Origin of the sequence: Roseburia sp. AF12-17LB (assembly GCF_003479605.1) — a bacterium.
Lineage (GTDB): Bacteria > Bacillota > Clostridia > Lachnospirales > Lachnospiraceae > Roseburia_C > Roseburia_C amylophila.
This window is the reverse complement of the sequence record NZ_QUHR01000003.1, coordinates 315249-333943: the sequence shown is the minus strand read 5'-3', so window position 1 is coordinate 333943 and position 18695 is coordinate 315249. Positions and strand designations below refer to the sequence as shown.

Here is an 18695-nt window from a genome sequence, read left to right as displayed (position 1 = left end):
TTCTAAAAAATGAAAAAATCCGCTGGAAAATATAAAGAAAAAGTAACTTCCGGTCGATAAAAGGTTTAGAAGTGTCTTTTTCTGCGCTTTTTTAGAAAAAAGGGTTACTCTTGAATCTGAAAAGCAAAAGGAATATAGTAAAGATAAAAAGATGAGGAAACAACAAGCAACAAGGAGAGGTTCTATGCGTAAGTACAAGGATGTTGGAAAAAGAATACTGGTATTAGTTTTAAGTGTTTGTATGATTGCAGGCGTTCTTCCGGCAATACCGGCAGAGGCGGCGGATGCATTTCCGAGCAATGGAAGCATTACATTAGGAGCGGATGCAAATGGTGCAACTGCAACCGGAAATGATACCTATACTTATACCGGACAGGAGGTTAAGCCGGCAGTTACGGTCCAGATTGCTGGAGAAACTTTGAAAGAAAAAGAGGATTACTCCGTTTATTACCGTAATAATACCAGCGCAGGAACAGCATATATTGATATCGTTGGTATCGGAGACAGCCACAGATGGCAGACCACCAAGAGCTTTACGATTGCACAGCAGAAGTTAAGCTATATCGGTGTTAATTATAAAGGGGTGGAAGGAACCGGTGAAGACGGATATGTATATTATACAGGAAGTGATGTATTACCGACGATTACAGGGGTGTATGGTATCATAAGCGGTACTCCTACCATGGTAAACCTTTCAGCAGATGATTATAACGTAGAATATACATCCGGAAGCAATACCACAGTAGGAACACATTCCTTTAAAATTGTATTAAAGAGCAGCAGTAACTATACATTTTCCGGAACAATTGCAGAGAACCGTTACAATATTTACTATAATATCGGGGCAGATTCTGTAACTGTTTCCAATGGACTGAGTGATTCTACTTATACCGGAACTGCACAGAGACCGGAATTTACACTGGTTGACAGCCAGAACTCCGCAGGAATCCAGGCGTCTGACTATACCACCAGCTGGGCAGACAATACGAATGCCGGAACAGCGAAGATGACAGTAACAGCGAATTCTTCTTCTCTGTACCGGGGCAGCAAGACCTTTAATTTCCTGATTGGCAAGGCAGATTTAAGTGCAGCAGGCATCAGTGTTTCCTTAAAGAGTGATAAATATTATTATGTAAAGAATAGTAAACCGGATATGACCAATGAGGTAGTAGTGAAGTTGAATGGCGTTGAGATTCCTGCCGGCAACTACAACGTGGCATACCGAAATGAAACTACTGCAGGACAGACCGGAACCAATAACCTGATTATTACCGGAACCGGAAATTTAACCGGAAACGCATTTATCAACTTTGAGATCTATGACAAGCTTGGCAAAGCAGTATTGGATAAAAATGAACTGGAATACAATGGCAAGAAAAATGTGCCAAACATTACCGTCTCCAATACATCCGGTGATGTCATCAGTGATTCCAGATATAAGATTACTTATTATAAAGATGCGGAGTATACCAAGACTGTATCTGAACCGACTTCTATTGGAAGATATTATGTGAAGGTAACCGGACTGGATTACTACGAAGGAGACCTTGGAACCAAGGCAGAGCCGATTTATTTTGATATTGTAGCAAAATCTTTAGATAAATGTACCTTTAAGCTGGCAATCAACGGAACAGAAGCAGGTGTCATTAATAAAGATACCAGTTATTCCAGCTTCTTTGACGGCAAGAGCAAAGTATTATCCCTGACGGCAACCGATGATGAGGGGAATGCTTTGAAAAAAGGAACGGATTTTGACTATGCTGTTTATCGTGATTCGGAATGTACTGAACCGGCAGACGATAAGGAAGACACTACGGGCATACAGGAACTGATTCATGCAGCAACCTATTATCTTAAGATAACCGGTCTGGATGGCAGTAACTATGCCGGAGGCGAAAGAGTATATACTTATATGATTAAGCCAAAGAACATCAGCCCGACAGATATTGTAATTACAGACCAGACTTATACCGGTAGTGCTGTTGTGCCGGATCCTGCAAATATTACCGTTTATTATAAAGAAGGTAGTAAAAATGTCACCTTGGACAGCCAGTATGTAGAAGTGGTTTCCTGTGAAGATAACATCGAAATTGGAACCAACAATGCAAAGGCTTATATCAGACTGACTGGAGATTATGCACTGGCAGAGGGTGGCGTGAACCGTGGAACCTTCAGTATTGTGCCAAGAAAATTAAATGAATGCGAGTGTAATATCGTTGCAGGTTCTGCAAACTATGATCCGACACAGGTTACCTTTGAATACAATGGCAGCATGCAGGTACCGGCAATCCGTATTACTGATAATAACGGCGCCAAAGGCCTGGTACAGGGCGAAGACTTTAAGGTTACTTATTTTACGGATTCTGCATACAAGAAGGTCATTGCAGAGCCGGTGGACGCAGGTACTTATTATGTATTAATCAGCGGTCTTGGAACTTATGCTAATTTAGGCGGAAGTATCCGTACTTCTTATAAAATCACACCAAAGAACATGAGCACGCTGACCGTAACTGCAAGCAACTGCGGTTATACCGGAGAAGCAGTGGAGCCGGGTATCAGTGTATCTGATGGAAACCGTGTACTGGTTGCAGGCGTGGATTATGAAGTTGAAGGATATTATGACGATGAATTATGTAAACAGGTTTCAGAACATAAGAATTCCGGAAAAGTATATGTCAGAATCAAAGCGGTAGACGGTAAGAATTATACCGGAACCGCAACAACCACATTCTTTATTGGAGCAAATATTGCGACCGTTGTGCCGGCATTTAATATTTCCGGTGGAACCTATAACCGCAATTCCCATAAGGATGAAATGATTCAGGCAATTGAGACAAAAATGATGGATGCAATTCCGGATTCGTCGTCCTATAGCATTTCCTTCTATAGTGATGCAGCACATAAGAATGTTGTAAGCTCTGAGACAAATGAGGCATTTATCAATGCGGGGACGATTTACTTCGTAGTATCCGGCAAGGGTCAGTATTATGGAGATATTTCCGGATATGCAGTCATTGCAAAGAAAGATATATCTGAACTGAATGCAAGAGTAAATGGAACTTATACATATAATGGAATTGAGCAGAAAGTTGTAATTTCTACTACCGCAGACGGAGATGGTGTTGTATTACAGTACCCTACCACCAATGGCTATATTCTGACCGATAAGGAATACAGTATTGAAAGCAGTGAAAATGCAATCAATGCGGGAATTGCAACTCTGACCTTAAAGGCGGCAGAAAACAGCAACTATACAGGAACAACAACCGTAAGCTATACCATTAATCAGAAGGATATCAACGAATTAAGCAAACTCCGGGTAGATGTAAATAGTCCGGTTTATGCCAATAAAGTACTGACTCCTTCCGTAAAAGTAAGCTATGGAGATTCTTCCAGCTTATTGTCAACGAATAAGGATTATCAGTTTGAAGTATATTCTGATGCAGATTTCCAGAATGTTGCAACAGCAGCCGAGAAGACCAATGCAGGAACAACTTATGTAAGAATCCAGGGTATCGGAAATTACACCGGTGTGCTGGAAAGTGCAGATTATACTGCAGATAAGATTGCAGGCTCTAATCAGTTTATTATTCAGCGGAAGAGTATTGATGGTGTAGGCGTATCTTTGCAGGGAATGAGTTACATTTTTAAAAAGAATATTCCGGATTTCACAGTAACACAGAGTTTTCCGAATGAGTCCGGAATTGGAGAATATTCATATACACTGCAGCCTGGCGTAGATTATACCTATACTCCGACCCAGGTAGATAAATTTAAAGTAGGACAGCAGGATATTACCATTGAAGGAACCGGTAACTTTAAGGGAACCAAGAATAGTTACTTCTACTATGATGGAGATATGAATAATTCTGCTGACCAGATTGAAGTGAAGTTAAGCTATGATACCATTGAGTATGATAAGGCACAGGCAGCATCCGGCGGAATGAAACCTACCGTTACCGTGTATGTAAAAGGCAGCGATACCCAGGAACGTCTGATAGAGGGAACACATTACAGCGTGTCTTATAGAAATAATACTGTTCCAGGGCAGGCCAGTGTACTCATTACCGGAATTGAGAAGAATCACTGGGTAGGCAGCTATGTTGCGAATTTTGCAATTACCGGTAAAATTGAAGATGCTGAGATTACGATTCCGGCACAGAAATATACTGGAAGCGAATACAATACAACCACACAGCCAATTGAAAATATGACTGTAGTATGTGATGGCAAGACTTTGGCACTTGGAACAGACTACAACATTAAGAGCATTGTAAATGGTAAATCTGTTTCACTGACTGACCCAATCGTAACGATTGAGGGAACCGGAACTTATTTCAGTGGTGAGAAATCGGCGAAGTTTGCGATTAAATACGACCTGGGCAGTGATGATTTAAGCATTGACTTAGGTGGAGATGTATTCTCCTATACCGGACAGGAAATCAGACCGGTTCCGGTTGTGAAATATGCATTAACCGGTTCTACCTTTGATACCTTGGAAGAAGGAAAAGATTATACGGTAACTTATCGTAAGAATACTGCAGTTGCAGCAGCAAATGGCGAGAACGGACCATGTGTAGTCATTCAGGCAACAGCAAACGGTAAATTGATGGGAACCACCAAGGCGAAAGCATTTACCATTGATTCCATTCATATGGAAGATTATGAGATTACCGGAATTGCGGACAGCTATGTTTATACCGGTAAGCTGATTAAGCCGGATTCTCTGGTCATTAAGAAGATTGGCGGTTCAGAAGTAATTGACCCGGCAAACTATAGTGTGTATTACCAGACGGATGCAGATAATCCATCCAGTGCACCGGCAGGTGCAACCGAAACCATTACTGTAATCGGTAAGGGCAATTACAAGGGAACACTGACTAAGACATTTACCATTACAAAACGTGATTTGTCTACGGTAAGCAAGACAATTGCTGACGTAACCTACAATGGTGAGGCGCAGGAACCTGAAATTAAATTAACATTTAATGATGAAAATAACAAAGAACAGACCCTTACGTTAGACACGGATTATGTGGTGGATGAGTATCGCAATAATATCAATGCAGCGAACGCCGGCGGGGCAAATGCGCCATATGCAGCAATCCACGGTGTGGCAAGCTGTACCGGAACTGCAACTGTAGAGTTTAACATTTTAAAGAAAAATGTTGAAGATTTAGTATACTCTAAAATAGAAGATCCACAGTATGTACCGTTAAAAACCAAGTATGAACCGGAATTAAATGTTTATATGACATCCACCAGTGCAGAACCGCTGGTTCGCAATGTGGATTATACGGCAGCTTACTTTAATAATGAAGCTGTAAAAGATGCAAATGGAACTTCCGGACCGTTTGTCCAGATTACTCCGAAGGATACCACCAACTATACCGGAAGCAAGACGATTCCGTTCTCTATTCTGGCAAGGGATCTTTCTTCTGAGAATATCAGTGCGGCGTTATCTGATGCTTCTGATACAGGCTTTGACCCGGCAAACCGGAACTATCCTTATATTCAGGGTACTACTTATACACCAAATATCAGCCTGAAAGATAATTCGGAAAATGGAATTGTAGCACTGATAAATGGAACAGACTTTACTTATGAATATTCTACCAATAACAGTCAGGTGGGAACTGCGTGGATTAAAGTAACCGGACAGGGTAATTACAGTGGAACACGAATTGAGAAGTTTACCATAGGTACCTTACTTTCCAATGATACTTTAACGGTAACTGGAATTTCCGATACTGTATATAACGGTCTTGATACCAAACCGAAGAACATTCAGGTGAAGTTCAATAAGACCGGAAGCTATCTGACAGAAAACGAAGATTACATTGTAAAATACTATATTGATAAAGATTGTACAACGGAAGCAAGTGCCATTGACCTGATTCATGCTGGAACGGTATATGTTGGAATCGTTGGTACGGAAAATGACCAGACCGGATATGTAGGAACAGCTGTATATCCATATCAGATTGCAAGAAAGTCACTTACTTCTGCAGATATTGAGATTACCGGAACCGATAACGTAGATTATACCGGAAGCGAGATTAAACCGGTACTTACTTTAAAAGATACTTCTACCGGATTAACCATTGATTCTTCCCAGTATGAAGTAACCTATGAGAACAACACAGCAATCGGAACCGCAAGTGCAACGGTAACTGCAACCGAAAGCGGTAACTACAAAGATAGCATTACGGTATACTATAAGATTACCAAACATGATATTGGAAATGCTGTGGCAGAAGCAATCCCGGATCAGAAGTATACCGGCAATTACATCCGCCCGGCACTGACGATTTATGACAACGGAAAGCTTCTGGTAGAAGGGAAGGATTATCAGGTTGTCAATGGCAACAACTTAAGGGCAGGAGAGTCATGGGTAGTAATTAAAGGACTTGGCAACTATGATGAGACCAAGCGCGTTTACTTCAATATTGTGGCAAGCCTTGAGGATGCAATTATTGACAGTGTTCCGGAACAGCTTTATACCGGAAGCCCGATATGTCCGTCTATCCATGTGGCATGTGGTGGCAATACCTTAACGCTGAATGAAGATTATGAAACAACGTATGCAAATAATGAGCTGGCAGGCGATGCATCCATTACTGTGCGTCCACTGACCCAGTATTATACCGGAACAATTGTTAAGAAATTCAAAATCAGCAACAGCTTATCCAAAGCAACAGTTACCGGAATCCCTGCTTCAGAGCAGTATACCGGACAGACTTATAAGCCGGTTCCGGTCGTTAAGATGGGAAGCAAGGTATTAACAGAAGATGTTGATTATACGGTAAGCTACAGTAACAATAGAAATGTGGGAACTGCAAGGGTAATCATTTCCGGTATTGGTGTATACTCCGGAGAAAAAGTTGTTACCTTTGTAATTAAAGAAAAGAGCATTGAAAATTGTACGGTTCTGGCAGTTGCATCACAGACTTATAATGGAAGACTGCTGACTCCGCCGGTTGTTGTCAAAGATGGGACAACAATGTTGAAAGAAAATGTAGACTACAAGCTTTCTTATCGTGACAATTATTCTGTAGGAACAGCTTATGTAACCATTACAGGAATTGGAGACTATAAGGGCAGCGTGACAAAGTCCTTTGCTATCACAGAACCAGTGCTGACTTCTGACGTAATCGTTCAGAGCAGGAATGCAGCAGCAGGAACCTTTGATATTGTTGTGGATGGAGTTCCAAGTTATGTGACTTCTGTTAGTGTTCCGGTCTGGACAAAGGCTGATCAGAGCGATATTGTATGGTATAACGCATCCAGAGTAGATGCAGATACCTTTATCGTGCATGCCAATATTGCAAATCATAAGAATAATGTGGGTGTATATAATATCCATGTATATGTAAGTGGTGGCGGATATAAAATGCGGTGTGCATATGCAACGACTACCGTATTTGGTGCAGGCTATGAAAGGGTCTTTGACTTAAATTATTACATAAAGAATAACCCTGATGTAGCAAAAGCATTTGGCGGCAATACAGAAGCAATTTTTGCACATTTTGTAAATAATGGTGAGGCAGAAGGCCGTCAGGCAATTGCAAACTTCAATGTTGCATCTTATCGTGCCCGGTATGCGGATTTAAGAAGTGCATTTGGAAATAATCTGAGAGCATATTATGATCATTATCGCATCAATGGATATGCAGAGGGACGAGTAGCAACCGGAAGTACAGAACTGCAGAATCCGACAACCGTATACAATGGCGTGGATTACAAGCTGGTATATGACTACAATTACTACATCAACAAATATCCGGATATTAAAGCGGCATTTAATGGTGATGAAAATGCAACCTTACGTCACTTTGTGGAATGTGGTATGAATGAGGGGCGTCAGGGAAAAGCATCCTTTAATGTAGCAGCTTACCGTGCTAATTATGCAGACTTAAGAAGTGCATTTGGAAGAAATCTGAAAGCATATTATATGCATTATATTGGCAGTGGCTATCGGGAAGGACGTAAAGCAACAGGAAATGGCGTGCTTAAGAATCCTGTAACCGTATACAATGGAGTGGATTACAGTCTGGTATATGACTACAATTATTACATCAGCAAATATTCTGACCTTAAGGCAGCGTTTTATGGTGATGATACAGCCGCATTGAGACATTTTGTGGAGTGTGGTATGAATGAAGGAAGACAGGCAAAAGACTCCTTTAATGTAAAAAAATATAAGAATAGATATAATGATCTTCAAAACGCCTTTGGAAATGATTTAAAATCCTATTATATGCATTATATTGGAAGTGGTTATAAAGAAGGACGTAAAGGAAATTAAAAAGTGTGAAAGAAAAGGGATTCTGTTTCGGATGAAAGGAAGGAGCAGAATCCCTTTTTGCTTTACAGGAAATTGCTTTCCTATAAAGTAAAAAACTCGCAAAGCGTATTTCTTGTAGATTGCAGCCGGTCATACATAAAAAGCTGCCGGCAACAGGTCTGGTATGTAAAAAAATACAATAAATACGCATAAAACCAGAGCTTAACAATTGTAATCCAAAAATAAATCTCTTATACTAGAAACGTAAAATAAGCGTTGAAATTGTATTGATTCAGAGAAACAAGAGGAACGAAGATATGGCAGCAGATACCAGAGTGGCTGTAATCGGCATTGTAATAGAAAAGGACGAATCTGTCGGAGCATTAAATGAAATTTTACATGAATATGCAGCTTATATTATCGGAAGAATGGGAATTCCATACCGGGAGAGAGGCATAAATATCGTAAGTATAGCAATCGATGCACCGCAGGATACCATCAGTGCACTGACCGGTAAAATCGGAAAATTACCGGGAATCAGTGTAAAAACAGCATATTCCAGTGTGGTGACCAGACATGAAGAATAGAGGGAAAGAATTATTTGATAAGCTGTATGAGGATACACGGCTTACAGAGACAGAATATAAAGAATTATTAGAACTGCATACCGATAAAGAAATTGCAGAGTACGGCTTTGAACTGGCGAGAAAAAGACAGAAAGAGACCTTTGGAAATGAAGTCTATACCAGAGGACTGATTGAAATATCCAATTACTGTAAGAATGACTGCATCTATTGCGGCATCCGAAGAAGCAATCAGAATGCAGAACGCTACCGCCTGAGGGAAGAAGAAATCTTATCCTGCTGTGAAAGCGGTTATGCATTAGGCTTTCGTACCTTTGTCCTGCAGGGGGGCGAAGACGGCTATTATACAGATGATTTACTGGAAGATTTACTTCATAAGATAAAAGCTGCTTACCCGGACTGTGCCATTACACTGTCCTTAGGAGAGCGGAGCCGGGAAAGCTATGAAAGACTTTACACGGCAGGAGCAGACCGCTATTTATTGCGTCATGAGACCGCGAATGAAGCCCATTATGGGAAGCTCCATCCGGCAGAAATGTCTCTTAAAAACCGCAAGCAGTGCCTGTATACCTTAAAGGAAATCGGTTATCAGGTGGGGTGTGGCATTATGGTAGGTTCTCCTTATCAGACCATAGATAATCTGGTGGAAGACCTTGCTTTTATGAAAGCATTCAATCCGCATATGGTAGGAATCGGCCCGTTTATTCCACAAAAGGATACGCCGTTTGGAGAGATGGAACCGGGAAGTCTTGAAATGACGCTGTTTTTACTGGCAGTTATCCGCCTGATGCTGCCGAAGGTATTGCTTCCGGCAACTACAGCATTGGGAACTATCCATTCAAGGGGCAGGGAGCTTGGCATTTTAGCAGGAGGAAATGTGGTAATGCCGAATCTGTCACCGGTAAAGGTGCGGAAGAAGTATGCCCTTTACGATAATAAAATCTGTACCGGGGAAGAGGCAGCGGAATGCCGTGGATGTCTTGGCAACCGTATGGAATCCATTGGATATAAACTGGTGGTCTCAAGAGGAGATTCACCATTTATATAAATAAAGGAAATACAAGAGGTATTTCTTAAATCACCATATAATAACCAACGGGAAAGAGCTTCTGACCCGGAAGAAAGGAAACATTATGTATAACAAAGCATCATTAAAGGCAGAAGAATTTATCTGCCACGAAGAGATTGAAGAGACTCTGGCATATGCCGAGGCAAATAAGGACAATCTTGCCCTTATTAACGAAATCATTGCAAAGGCAAAATTACGGAAAGGGCTTACTCACAGAGAAGCATCAGTATTGCTGGCCTGCGAGAACGAAGAAAAAATCCAGGAAGTATATGACCTTGCAGAACAGATTAAGAAAGATTTCTATGGAAATCGTATTGTAATGTTTGCACCATTGTATCTGTCCAATTACTGTATCAATGGATGTGTGTATTGCCCGTACCATGGAAAAAATAAGCATATTGCCCGTAAGAAGCTGACACAGGATGAAGTGCGTCAGGAAGTAACGGCATTACAGGATATGGGACACAAGCGTCTGGCAATTGAAGCAGGCGAAGACCCGGTGAATAATCCAATCGAATATATCTTAGAGTGTATTAAGACCATTTACAGCATTAAGCACAAAAACGGCGCAATTCGTCGTGTTAATGTAAATATTGCTGCAACAACCGTAGAAAATTACCGGAAATTAAAAGAGGCCGGAATCGGAACTTATATCCTTTTTCAGGAAACTTATCATAAAGAAAGCTATGAAAAATTACATCCAACCGGACCAAAGCATGATTATGCATATCATACCGAAGCCATGGACCGTGCCATGGAAGGCGGCATCGATGATGTTGGCTTAGGTGTACTTTTTGGACTGGAACTTTACAAATACGAATTTGCAGGACTTCTGATGCATGCAGAACATTTGGAGGCAGTGCATGGAGTAGGACCACATACCATCAGCGTGCCACGAATCAAACGTGCCGATGACATTGATCCGGATGTATTCGACAACGGCATCAGTGATGATATTTTTGCAAAAATCTGTGCATGTATCCGTGTGGCAGTTCCGTATACCGGAATGATTATTTCTACCAGAGAGAGCCAGGCGGTACGTGAGAAAGTTATCCGCCTTGGTGTATCCCAGATTAGTGGTGGTTCCAAGACTTCCGTAGGTGGCTATGATCATCCGGAGCCGGAAGACGAGCGTTCCGAGCAGTTTGATGTCAGCGATACCAGAACTCTGGATGAGGTAGTACACTGGCTGATGGATATGGGTTATATCCCAAGCTTCTGTACCGCATGCTATCGAGAGGGAAGAACGGGAGACCGTTTCATGAGTCTGTGCAAGAACCAGCAGATTTTAAACTGCTGTCATCCGAATGCACTGATGACATTGAAGGAATATTTGATTGATTATGCTTCTGAAGATACCAGAAAAATCGGAGAAGCGTTGATTGCTAAGGAGATAGAGAAAGTACCAAATGAAAAAACAAGAGAAATTGCAAAACGTCATCTGAAAGAAATTGAGGAAGGACAGCGCGATTTCAGATTCTAGGAGGTCTTTAGCGATGTCATTGAATGAAACACCAAGTGCAAACCGGATACATATCGGTTTTTATGGCAAAAGAAACAGCGGAAAATCTTCTCTGATTAATGCATTTACCGGACAACAGGTAGCAATTGTATCGGATGTGGCGGGAACGACAACGGATCCCGTCTACAAGCCGATGGAGGTGCACGGTATCGGTCCGTGTGTATTTATTGACACGGCGGGAGTGGATGATGTAGGCGAACTGGGGAAAATGCGTGTAGAGAAGACGGAAAAAGCCGCAGAGAAAACGGATATTGCAGTATTGCTGTTTTCAGGAGAAGAATATAGCGCAGAGTTAGAATGGTTCCGTTATTTTAAAGAGAAACATACGCCGATTTTGTGTGTATTGAGCAAGGCGGATACTCTGACCGGTTCAGATGCTATAGCAGCACAGCTTAAGGAAGAGACAAAACAGGAAATTCTTGTTATCAGCTCGAAAAGCAAGGAAGATATAGAAAAGTTTAAAGAAGAATTAATAAGACTTGTGCCGGATGATTATGGTGAAGAAACCATAACCGGAGCACTGGTAGAAGAAGGAGATTTGGTCCTTCTTGTTATGCCGCAGGATATCCAGGCACCAAAGGGCAGACTGATTCTGCCACAGGTACAGACCATCCGTGATTTGCTGGATCATAAATGTCTGGTAATGAGCTGCACAACGGATAAGTTAGAGGATACGCTGGCGGCGCTGGCACGACCACCGAAGCTTATTATTACTGACTCCCAGGTTTTCCGCACAGTATATGATAAGAAGCCGCAGGAAAGTCTTCTGACCTCATTTTCCGTATTGTTTGCAGAGTACAAGGGAGATTTCGCTTACTACAAAGAGAGCGCAGCAGCCATTAGCAGTCTTACGGAAGAATCAAAGGTACTGATTGCAGAATGCTGCACCCATGCACCACTGAAAGAGGATATCGGCAGGGAGAAAATTCCGAATATGCTGAGAAAACGTATCGGAGCAGGACTGACAGTGGATATCGTCAGCGGAACAGATTTCCCAAAAGACTTATCTAATTATGATTTAATAATTCAGTGCGGAGCCTGTATGTTTAATAAAAAATATGTCATGACGAGAATTGAACGTGCAAAAGAACAGAAAGTTCCAATGAGCAACTATGGTGTTGCCATTGCATATCTGTCTGGAATTCTTGATAAAATCAGCTATTAGAAATGATGAAAGGAAGCGTAACTATGTCAATCGAACGCGCGCGAGCATATTTAAAAGAATTTGGAATGGAGGAGCGGATTATGGAGCTGGCAGAATCCAGTGCGACAGTGGAACTGGCAGCAGAAGCACTTCATTGTGAGCCGGAGCGTATTGCAAAGACGCTTTCTTTTCTGGTGGGAGAACAGCCGATTCTGATTGTAGCTGCAGGAGATGCCAGAATCGACAACCACAAATATAAGACAACCTTCGGAACCAAAGCAAAAATGATTCCGGCAGCGGCAGTGGAAGACTATATCGGACACGCCGTTGGCGGAGTCTGCCCTTTTGGAATCAAAGAGGGTATAAAAGTATATCTCGATGAAAGCCTGAAAAAATTTGAAACAGTATTTCCGGCATGTGGCAGTGGAAACAGCGCCATTGAGCTGACAATCCCGGAACTGGAACAGTGTTCCGGATATCAGGAATGGGTGAATATCTGCAAGGAGGAACAGCAAGCATGACACAATTATTACTGGCAATTATTTATCTCGCATTTATCAGTCTGGGACTGCCGGATTCCCTTCTTGGTTCCGCCTGGCCGACCATGTATCAGCAGTTTGGCGTGCCGATTTCCTATGCGGGAATTATTTCCATGATTATATCCGCCGGAACAATTGTATCCAGCCTGCAAAGTGACAGACTTACGAAGAAGCTTGGAACCGGAAAAGTAACTGCAATCAGCGTAGCTGCAACGGCGGTGGCTTTGTTTGGATTCTCTTTTTCCCACTCCTTCTGGGCATTGTGTCTGTGGGCAATTCCCTATGGTCTTGGTGCAGGAAGTGTAGATGCGTCTTTAAACAATTATGTGGCATTACATTATGAAAGCCGCCATATGAGCTGGCTCCATTGTATGTGGGGTGTTGGAGCAACGGCAGGTCCTTACATCATGGGAATCGCGCTTTCCATGGGGCAGGGCTGGAATATGGGCTATCGATATATTGGTATTATACAGGTGATATTAACTTCTGTTTTAATATTTAGTCTTCCGTTGTGGAAAGGAAGGACAGAAGAGACTGAGGTGGAAGAACTACAGACAGACCAGGCAGAAAACGGAAAGAAGGTTTTATCGGTTCGCGAAATACTAAAGATTAGCGGAGCCAGGGAAGTAATGCTCTGTTTCTTCTGCTACTGTGCATTGGAACAGACTACCGGATTATGGGCAAGCAGTTATCTGAGCTTACATAAAGGGATACCGGCGGAGACTGCGGCAGCATTTGCAAGCTTATTTTTTATTGGAATTACTGTAGGGCGGGCTATAAGCGGCTTTGTTACGATGAAGTTAAATGATATACAGATGATACGACTGGGGCAGGGAATCATCGTAGCTGGAATCGTGGCAATGATATTGCCGGGAAGCAATATACTGGCAATGGCAGGATTGGTTCTTATCGGATTGGGATGTGCACCGATTTATCCATGCGTCATTCATTCTACTCCGGCTCATTTTGGGGCAGACAAATCCCAGGCAATTATAGGTGTGCAGATGGCATTTGCTTATATCGGAACCATGCTTATGCCGCCGCTGTTTGGGATGATTGCCCGTGGAATTTCGGTGGCACTGCTGCCGTTTTATTTATTTGCAATACTGGTTGTAATGATAATCATGCATGAACTTTTAACAAAGAAAACGGCATAAGCGTCGGAAAAGTACAGCAGAGGAAATGGGAGAGTATGATGTTTCAGTTACTTGAACTAATCGAAAATGAAGAGGACAGGGAATTTTGCAGAAAGCTGAGTGAGCAGTTTGACTCTGCAATGTACCATGTGGCATATGGAATTTTAAAGAATTCTGCAGATGCGGAAGATGCTGTGCAGGAAAGCTATATTGCAATTATAAATAATTTAGATAAAATTTCTCGTGAAAACTGTCATAAAGCGTGGAACTATATTGTTACTATAGTTAGGAGCAGAGCAATTAATGTATATCGTAGGCGGAACCGCGAAAGCAAAATGGACGAGGATACGATTGAAAATCTGCTGCAGGAGTCTCAGGGAGACGGAGAAATCTTTGAACTTCCGGATGGCAGCAGCATGTCAGAACTTATCGGCAGAATGAAATATCCATATAAGGACGTATTATATTTACGATATTATAATGAATTGAGCTATGAAGAAATTGCAACTGCTCTTGACACAACAGTTGACAATGCAAGACACATTTCCAGCAGGGCAAGGAAGAAACTGCAGGAAAAGTTAGAGAAGGGGAATTCATTATGACAGAACAGGAACTGAAGGATGCCATCACATCGGCGTGTGAGGCAGATTATAAGCACGCAATGGCTGCACCAAAGCATCGCTTTTCAAGGATATTTCGAAAGAAAATAAAAGTGCTGCTGCAACCGGGCATGGGAAAACGCACGATACCGGCACTTTATCCGGTGCATGGCAGACGGCGCGTCATTGTGGTTGTGGCAGTACTGGTATTGCTTCTCGGAACAACTGTAGCGGGCAGAAGCTTTTTCCAGAGCCTGCTTGGAAAATATATTCTGACTGGCTATACTGACCATGTGCAACTGAATCTGGGTGAACCGGAGAATCTGGAAATGGTGGCAATAGAGGACAACGCAAAGAACACAGCGGAGATTGGAGCTGAACCGGATTCGGAGGAAAATTTCGAATTTGTCTGCAAGAAACCGCAGTGGGTGCCAGAAGGGTATACACTGGAAAGGGAGGCATATTACGAAGATATAGGAGAATGTGTACAATGTTATATGGGGAACAGGGGAAAATCTCTGTGGTATCAGCAAATGCGCAATGATAGAGTGGATAATATAGGAATCAGTTCTAGTGGAAGTGAGCAGCAGGAAGTTATGATTGAGGATGTCAAAGGATACTTTATTCCAGATGACGCATTGAATGAAGAAAGAGGAAATCTTGTTTGGAAAGATGGAAAGTATCTTTATCTGATTGCAGGAGGTTTGACGAAAGAAGAGTTAATCAGGATGGCAGAAACAATAAAATAGTAAGTGAAATGAAATATTATTACAAAAAATAAAAAAATTGGAAAAAACTGTCATAAAACCTCTTTGTCATTTGTTACATAAGTAGAACAGGTGGAAAGGAGGTTTTGTAATGGAAAGAAAAACATTAAAAAAGAAAATCCTGGGTATTTTTTGCACGCTATGCCTTTGTATATGTATGGCAAGCAGCAGTGCGATAGTGTATGGTGCAGATTTGGATAGCTGTGTGGACAGAATCGCAGAAGCAAGATATGCCAATATTTCATCCTATAATACGGGATTAAGGCTGGATGGCTCTATGTTTAAGGCACATGCGGCTGTGTATGCAAAAGCAAAAGCATCCATATCAGTTACCATGACATTACAGAGACAGTCCGGTACAAGATGGTCGGATGTAACAAGCTGGTTTGATTCAACAACAGGTTATGATTTGGTTTTGTCCAAGAGTTACGTCGCTGGCACAAGAGGAAATTATCGTGTGCGTGCAGTTTATACTGTGAATGGTGAAACAATAACAACATATAGCAGTACAGTCACCTATTAGCAGCAAAGGGAGAAAGTTATTTCGAGATATAAGAATGAACAGAAAATACGGGAGAAAAGCACGAGAGGCATGAGCAATATTTATATCGACGGTAAAATCGGTATATCAGAGGATGAAAAATGAACATATTCACAATCAAAATCATAGCATTAATCTTGATGCTGATGGACCATATAGGCGAGTTCTTTCCGGACTCGCCTATATGGTTTCGGTGGCTGGGAAGATTAGCAGCACCGCTGTTTTTCTATGCACTGGCGGTGGGGTTCCGTCATACAAGAAATCGAAAGAAATATCTGTTGCGCCTGTATCTGGCGAATGTCGGAATGGTATTTTTTAATCAGATTATGTGTATGCTGCAGAGAAAACTGGACTATGTGGCGTATCAACCGAAAAATCATAATATATTTACAACCCTGTTTTGTGCGGGAGTGCTTATCTGTATATGGGAAAGCCGGAAAGAGAAGAAAAAGTTTTTTACATACATTGGAATATATATCTTCTGGCAGGCTATGGTAATGGGACTTGCAATTCTGGCAGAGGCGTTTGATTACGTATGGCGCGGTAATGCACTGTTGCAAACAGTCTTGCGGACAAATTATATTTTCCCACTACTGGGTGGAATCTGGGATGCGGAAGGCGGCGTGTTCTTTATTGTGCTGGGAATATGGCTGTATTGTGCAGTAGAGAAAAAGGGGAAGCTTGCGCTGCATTATATCCTGTTCTGTGGGGCATATATGTTTATGTGTCAGGGAGATATTCTGTATCGGATTATGAGCAGGTTTTCTTTTTGGGGCTATCATAAATTAGCGGATGTCATATATTTTGGCAGTTCGTTTGTGGGTATTCCTCTTGGAACATCGGATTTATCCCTACTTACGGAGTTCTATCAATGGATGATGATAGGCGCATTGCCAATTATGCTGGCGTGCAACGGAGAGCGTGGCAAAAGCCTTAAATGGCTGTTTTATGCGGCATATCCGCTGCAATTTCTGGTATTGTATGGTATAAGTTATTATAAATAAGAAAGGTATATCGGCTGCTGCCGGTATACCTTTTTTGCGGGAAATTCGCAAAGCGTATTTCTTACATTTTCCGGTATCTGGTAAGGAAACCACAGGGAAACTGTTTCGTTAATAATTCACAAAATTTTCCTCTTTATGCACATTGATAAGAAATCACTGTGAAACATCTACAAAAAATCCAAAACAAATTAGTAAAAATCACCATAAAATAAAGGAAAACGATTACCTAAATAAGAATTGACCGACAATTTCGGGTGAAATATAATCAGCTTATCAAACAAAAAGCGCGCAGATTGTTTTGGAAGATACTGATGAAGGATGTATAGGAGGAATGTTTATGAGTAAAGTGATGAAAAAAATAATCGCATTTTGCTTTATGGCAGTATTGACGATAGCCATGATACCGCAGACAATAAAAGCAGATGAAGCAACGGATGCAAAGAAAGCAGTATATGTACAGGTGCCACAGGACTGGGAAAATCCATGTGTCTGGGCATGGGATGATGATGGAAATAATGCATTTGAGGCGTGGCCGGGCGAAGAGATGGAAGCAGACAGCGCAAATGAAGGCTGGTATTACATCTGGGTTCCAACCTGGGTAAATCATGTGATTGTAAATGCCAATGATGGAAATGTCCAGACTGCAGAGCAGGTACTGGATGGAGAAAAAGACTGCTGGATTACCGTAACAGATGCAGATAATGCAGAAGTAACCTATGACAAGCAGACCACCGGTGAGACACCGGAATATGTGGAGAAATTTGCAATCCATGCAAAAGTAGATGCAGGCTGGGAAAATCCTTGCCTCTGGGCATGGTCAGCACCGGATGGAACTAACGCATTTGAAGCATGGCCGGGCATGGAAATGAAGCAGGATGACAACGGCTGGTATACCGCCAAAGCTCCAATCTGGGTAAATTCTATCATTATCAATGCCAACGAAGGAAGTGTTCAGACCGATGACATTTCTATTGATGCCGCAGAAGTCTGGGTTACAGTAGATGCAGACGGAAAAGCAGATTTTAGTTATACAGACCCGGATAAAGCAGAGGTGGCAAATATAACCGTACATGTAATCACACCGTCTGACTGGGATGCACCTTGCCTTTGGGCATGGTCGGCACCGGACGGAACCAATGCATTTGCATCCTGGCCGGGCGAAGCCTTAGAAGAAGGCGAAAATGGATGGCTCATAAAAGAAGTACCGGGCTGGGTAAATTCCATTATTGTCAATGGAAATGAAGGAAGTGTTCAGACCAGTGATATTTCTGTGGATACAGGAAAGGATATCTGGCTTGTGGTAAAAGATGCCGATAACTTTGAAGTAAGCTATGAAGAGCCACAGGTAGATGAGGCAGCAGAACCGGCAACCGAAGCTCCGGCAGAAACAGCAGAGGCAGGAAACAATAATAGTGCTCCGATTGTAATCGGCATTGTGGTTATTGCGGTAGCAGTTGTAATTATAGTGGTTGTAGCAAAGAAAAATGCAAAAAATAAATAAAG

12 protein-coding genes are annotated in these 18695 nt (G+C 41.9%); all 12 read left to right on the top strand.

What is annotated here, in order from left to right:
• Nucleotides 1-184: 184 nt before the first annotated feature.
• On the top strand, nt 185-8308 hold the full coding sequence (locus DWV68_RS06105; RefSeq protein ID WP_197420821.1) for a GBS Bsp-like repeat-containing protein: 8124 nt from the start codon (nt 185-187) through the stop codon (nt 8306-8308).
• 296 nt (nt 8309-8604) lie between these two features.
• Nucleotides 8605-8874, top strand: coding sequence for a TM1266 family iron-only hydrogenase system putative regulator (locus DWV68_RS06100; protein ID WP_022242806.1), 270 nt, complete (start codon nt 8605-8607; stop codon nt 8872-8874).
• Nucleotides 8864-9919, top strand: coding sequence for a [FeFe] hydrogenase H-cluster radical SAM maturase HydE (gene hydE, locus DWV68_RS06095; RefSeq protein WP_118665291.1), 1056 nt, complete (start codon nt 8864-8866; stop codon nt 9917-9919). Before DWV68_RS06100 ends, hydE begins: the two co-directional genes overlap by 11 nt.
• 85 nt (nt 9920-10004) lie before the next feature.
• A complete protein-coding gene (hydG, locus tag DWV68_RS06090; protein WP_118665289.1) occupies nt 10005-11423 on the top strand; it encodes a [FeFe] hydrogenase H-cluster radical SAM maturase HydG in 1419 nt (472 codons plus the stop codon).
• Nucleotides 11424-11436: 13 nt separating this feature from the next.
• Complete coding sequence (hydF, locus tag DWV68_RS06085; RefSeq protein ID WP_118665287.1) at nt 11437-12627, top strand: [FeFe] hydrogenase H-cluster maturation GTPase HydF; 1191 nt, start codon at nt 11437-11439, stop codon at nt 12625-12627.
• Between the two features lie 23 nt (nt 12628-12650).
• Complete coding sequence (locus DWV68_RS06080) at nt 12651-13127, top strand: YbaK/EbsC family protein (RefSeq protein ID WP_117698332.1); 477 nt, start codon at nt 12651-12653, stop codon at nt 13125-13127.
• Nucleotides 13124-14302 (top strand): MFS transporter, encoded by a 1179-nt coding sequence (locus DWV68_RS06075; RefSeq protein WP_118665285.1) that lies wholly within the window; start codon nt 13124-13126, stop codon nt 14300-14302. Before DWV68_RS06080 ends, DWV68_RS06075 begins: the two co-directional genes overlap by 4 nt.
• A 35-nt stretch (nt 14303-14337) precedes the next feature.
• Entirely contained in the window at nt 14338-14883 is a 546-nt protein-coding gene (locus tag DWV68_RS06070) for an RNA polymerase sigma factor (RefSeq protein WP_118056970.1), read from the top strand.
• A complete protein-coding gene (locus tag DWV68_RS06065; RefSeq protein WP_118056971.1) occupies nt 14880-15629 on the top strand; it encodes a DUF4367 domain-containing protein in 750 nt (249 codons plus the stop codon). Before DWV68_RS06070 ends, DWV68_RS06065 begins: the two co-directional genes overlap by 4 nt.
• A 109-nt stretch (nt 15630-15738) precedes the next feature.
• Nucleotides 15739-16170, top strand: coding sequence for a hypothetical protein (locus DWV68_RS06060; protein WP_118056972.1), 432 nt, complete (start codon nt 15739-15741; stop codon nt 16168-16170).
• Between the two features lie 119 nt (nt 16171-16289).
• Nucleotides 16290-17192, top strand: a complete 903-nt coding sequence (locus DWV68_RS06055; RefSeq protein ID WP_118056973.1) for a TraX family protein — start codon at nt 16290-16292, stop codon at nt 17190-17192.
• 337 nt (nt 17193-17529) lie between these two features.
• Nucleotides 17530-18693: a starch-binding protein gene (locus tag DWV68_RS06050; protein ID WP_197420820.1), complete on the top strand. Its 1164-nt coding sequence runs from the start codon at nt 17530-17532 to the stop codon at nt 18691-18693.
• The last annotated feature ends 2 nt before the right edge of the window (nt 18694-18695 follow it).

Bases quoted from the DNA above. Each gene is read 5' to 3' on its own strand.
- DWV68_RS06105 (WP_197420821.1), top strand. From the start codon at position 185: ATGCGTAAGTACAAGGATGTTGGAAAAAGAATACTGGTATTAGTTTTA.
- DWV68_RS06100 (WP_022242806.1), top strand. From the start codon at position 8,605: ATGGCAGCAGATACCAGAGTGGCTGTAATCGGCATTGTAATAGAAAAG.
- hydE (WP_118665291.1), top strand. From the start codon at position 8,864: ATGAAGAATAGAGGGAAAGAATTATTTGATAAGCTGTATGAGGATACA.
- hydG (WP_118665289.1), top strand. From the start codon at position 10,005: ATGTATAACAAAGCATCATTAAAGGCAGAAGAATTTATCTGCCACGAA.
- hydF (WP_118665287.1), top strand. From the start codon at position 11,437: ATGTCATTGAATGAAACACCAAGTGCAAACCGGATACATATCGGTTTT.
- DWV68_RS06080 (WP_117698332.1), top strand. From the start codon at position 12,651: ATGTCAATCGAACGCGCGCGAGCATATTTAAAAGAATTTGGAATGGAG.
- DWV68_RS06075 (WP_118665285.1), top strand. From the start codon at position 13,124: ATGACACAATTATTACTGGCAATTATTTATCTCGCATTTATCAGTCTG.
- DWV68_RS06070 (WP_118056970.1), top strand. From the start codon at position 14,338: ATGATGTTTCAGTTACTTGAACTAATCGAAAATGAAGAGGACAGGGAA.
- DWV68_RS06065 (WP_118056971.1), top strand. From the start codon at position 14,880: ATGACAGAACAGGAACTGAAGGATGCCATCACATCGGCGTGTGAGGCA.
- DWV68_RS06060 (WP_118056972.1), top strand. From the start codon at position 15,739: ATGGAAAGAAAAACATTAAAAAAGAAAATCCTGGGTATTTTTTGCACG.
- DWV68_RS06055 (WP_118056973.1), top strand. From the start codon at position 16,290: ATGAACATATTCACAATCAAAATCATAGCATTAATCTTGATGCTGATG.
- DWV68_RS06050 (WP_197420820.1), top strand. From the start codon at position 17,530: ATGAGTAAAGTGATGAAAAAAATAATCGCATTTTGCTTTATGGCAGTA.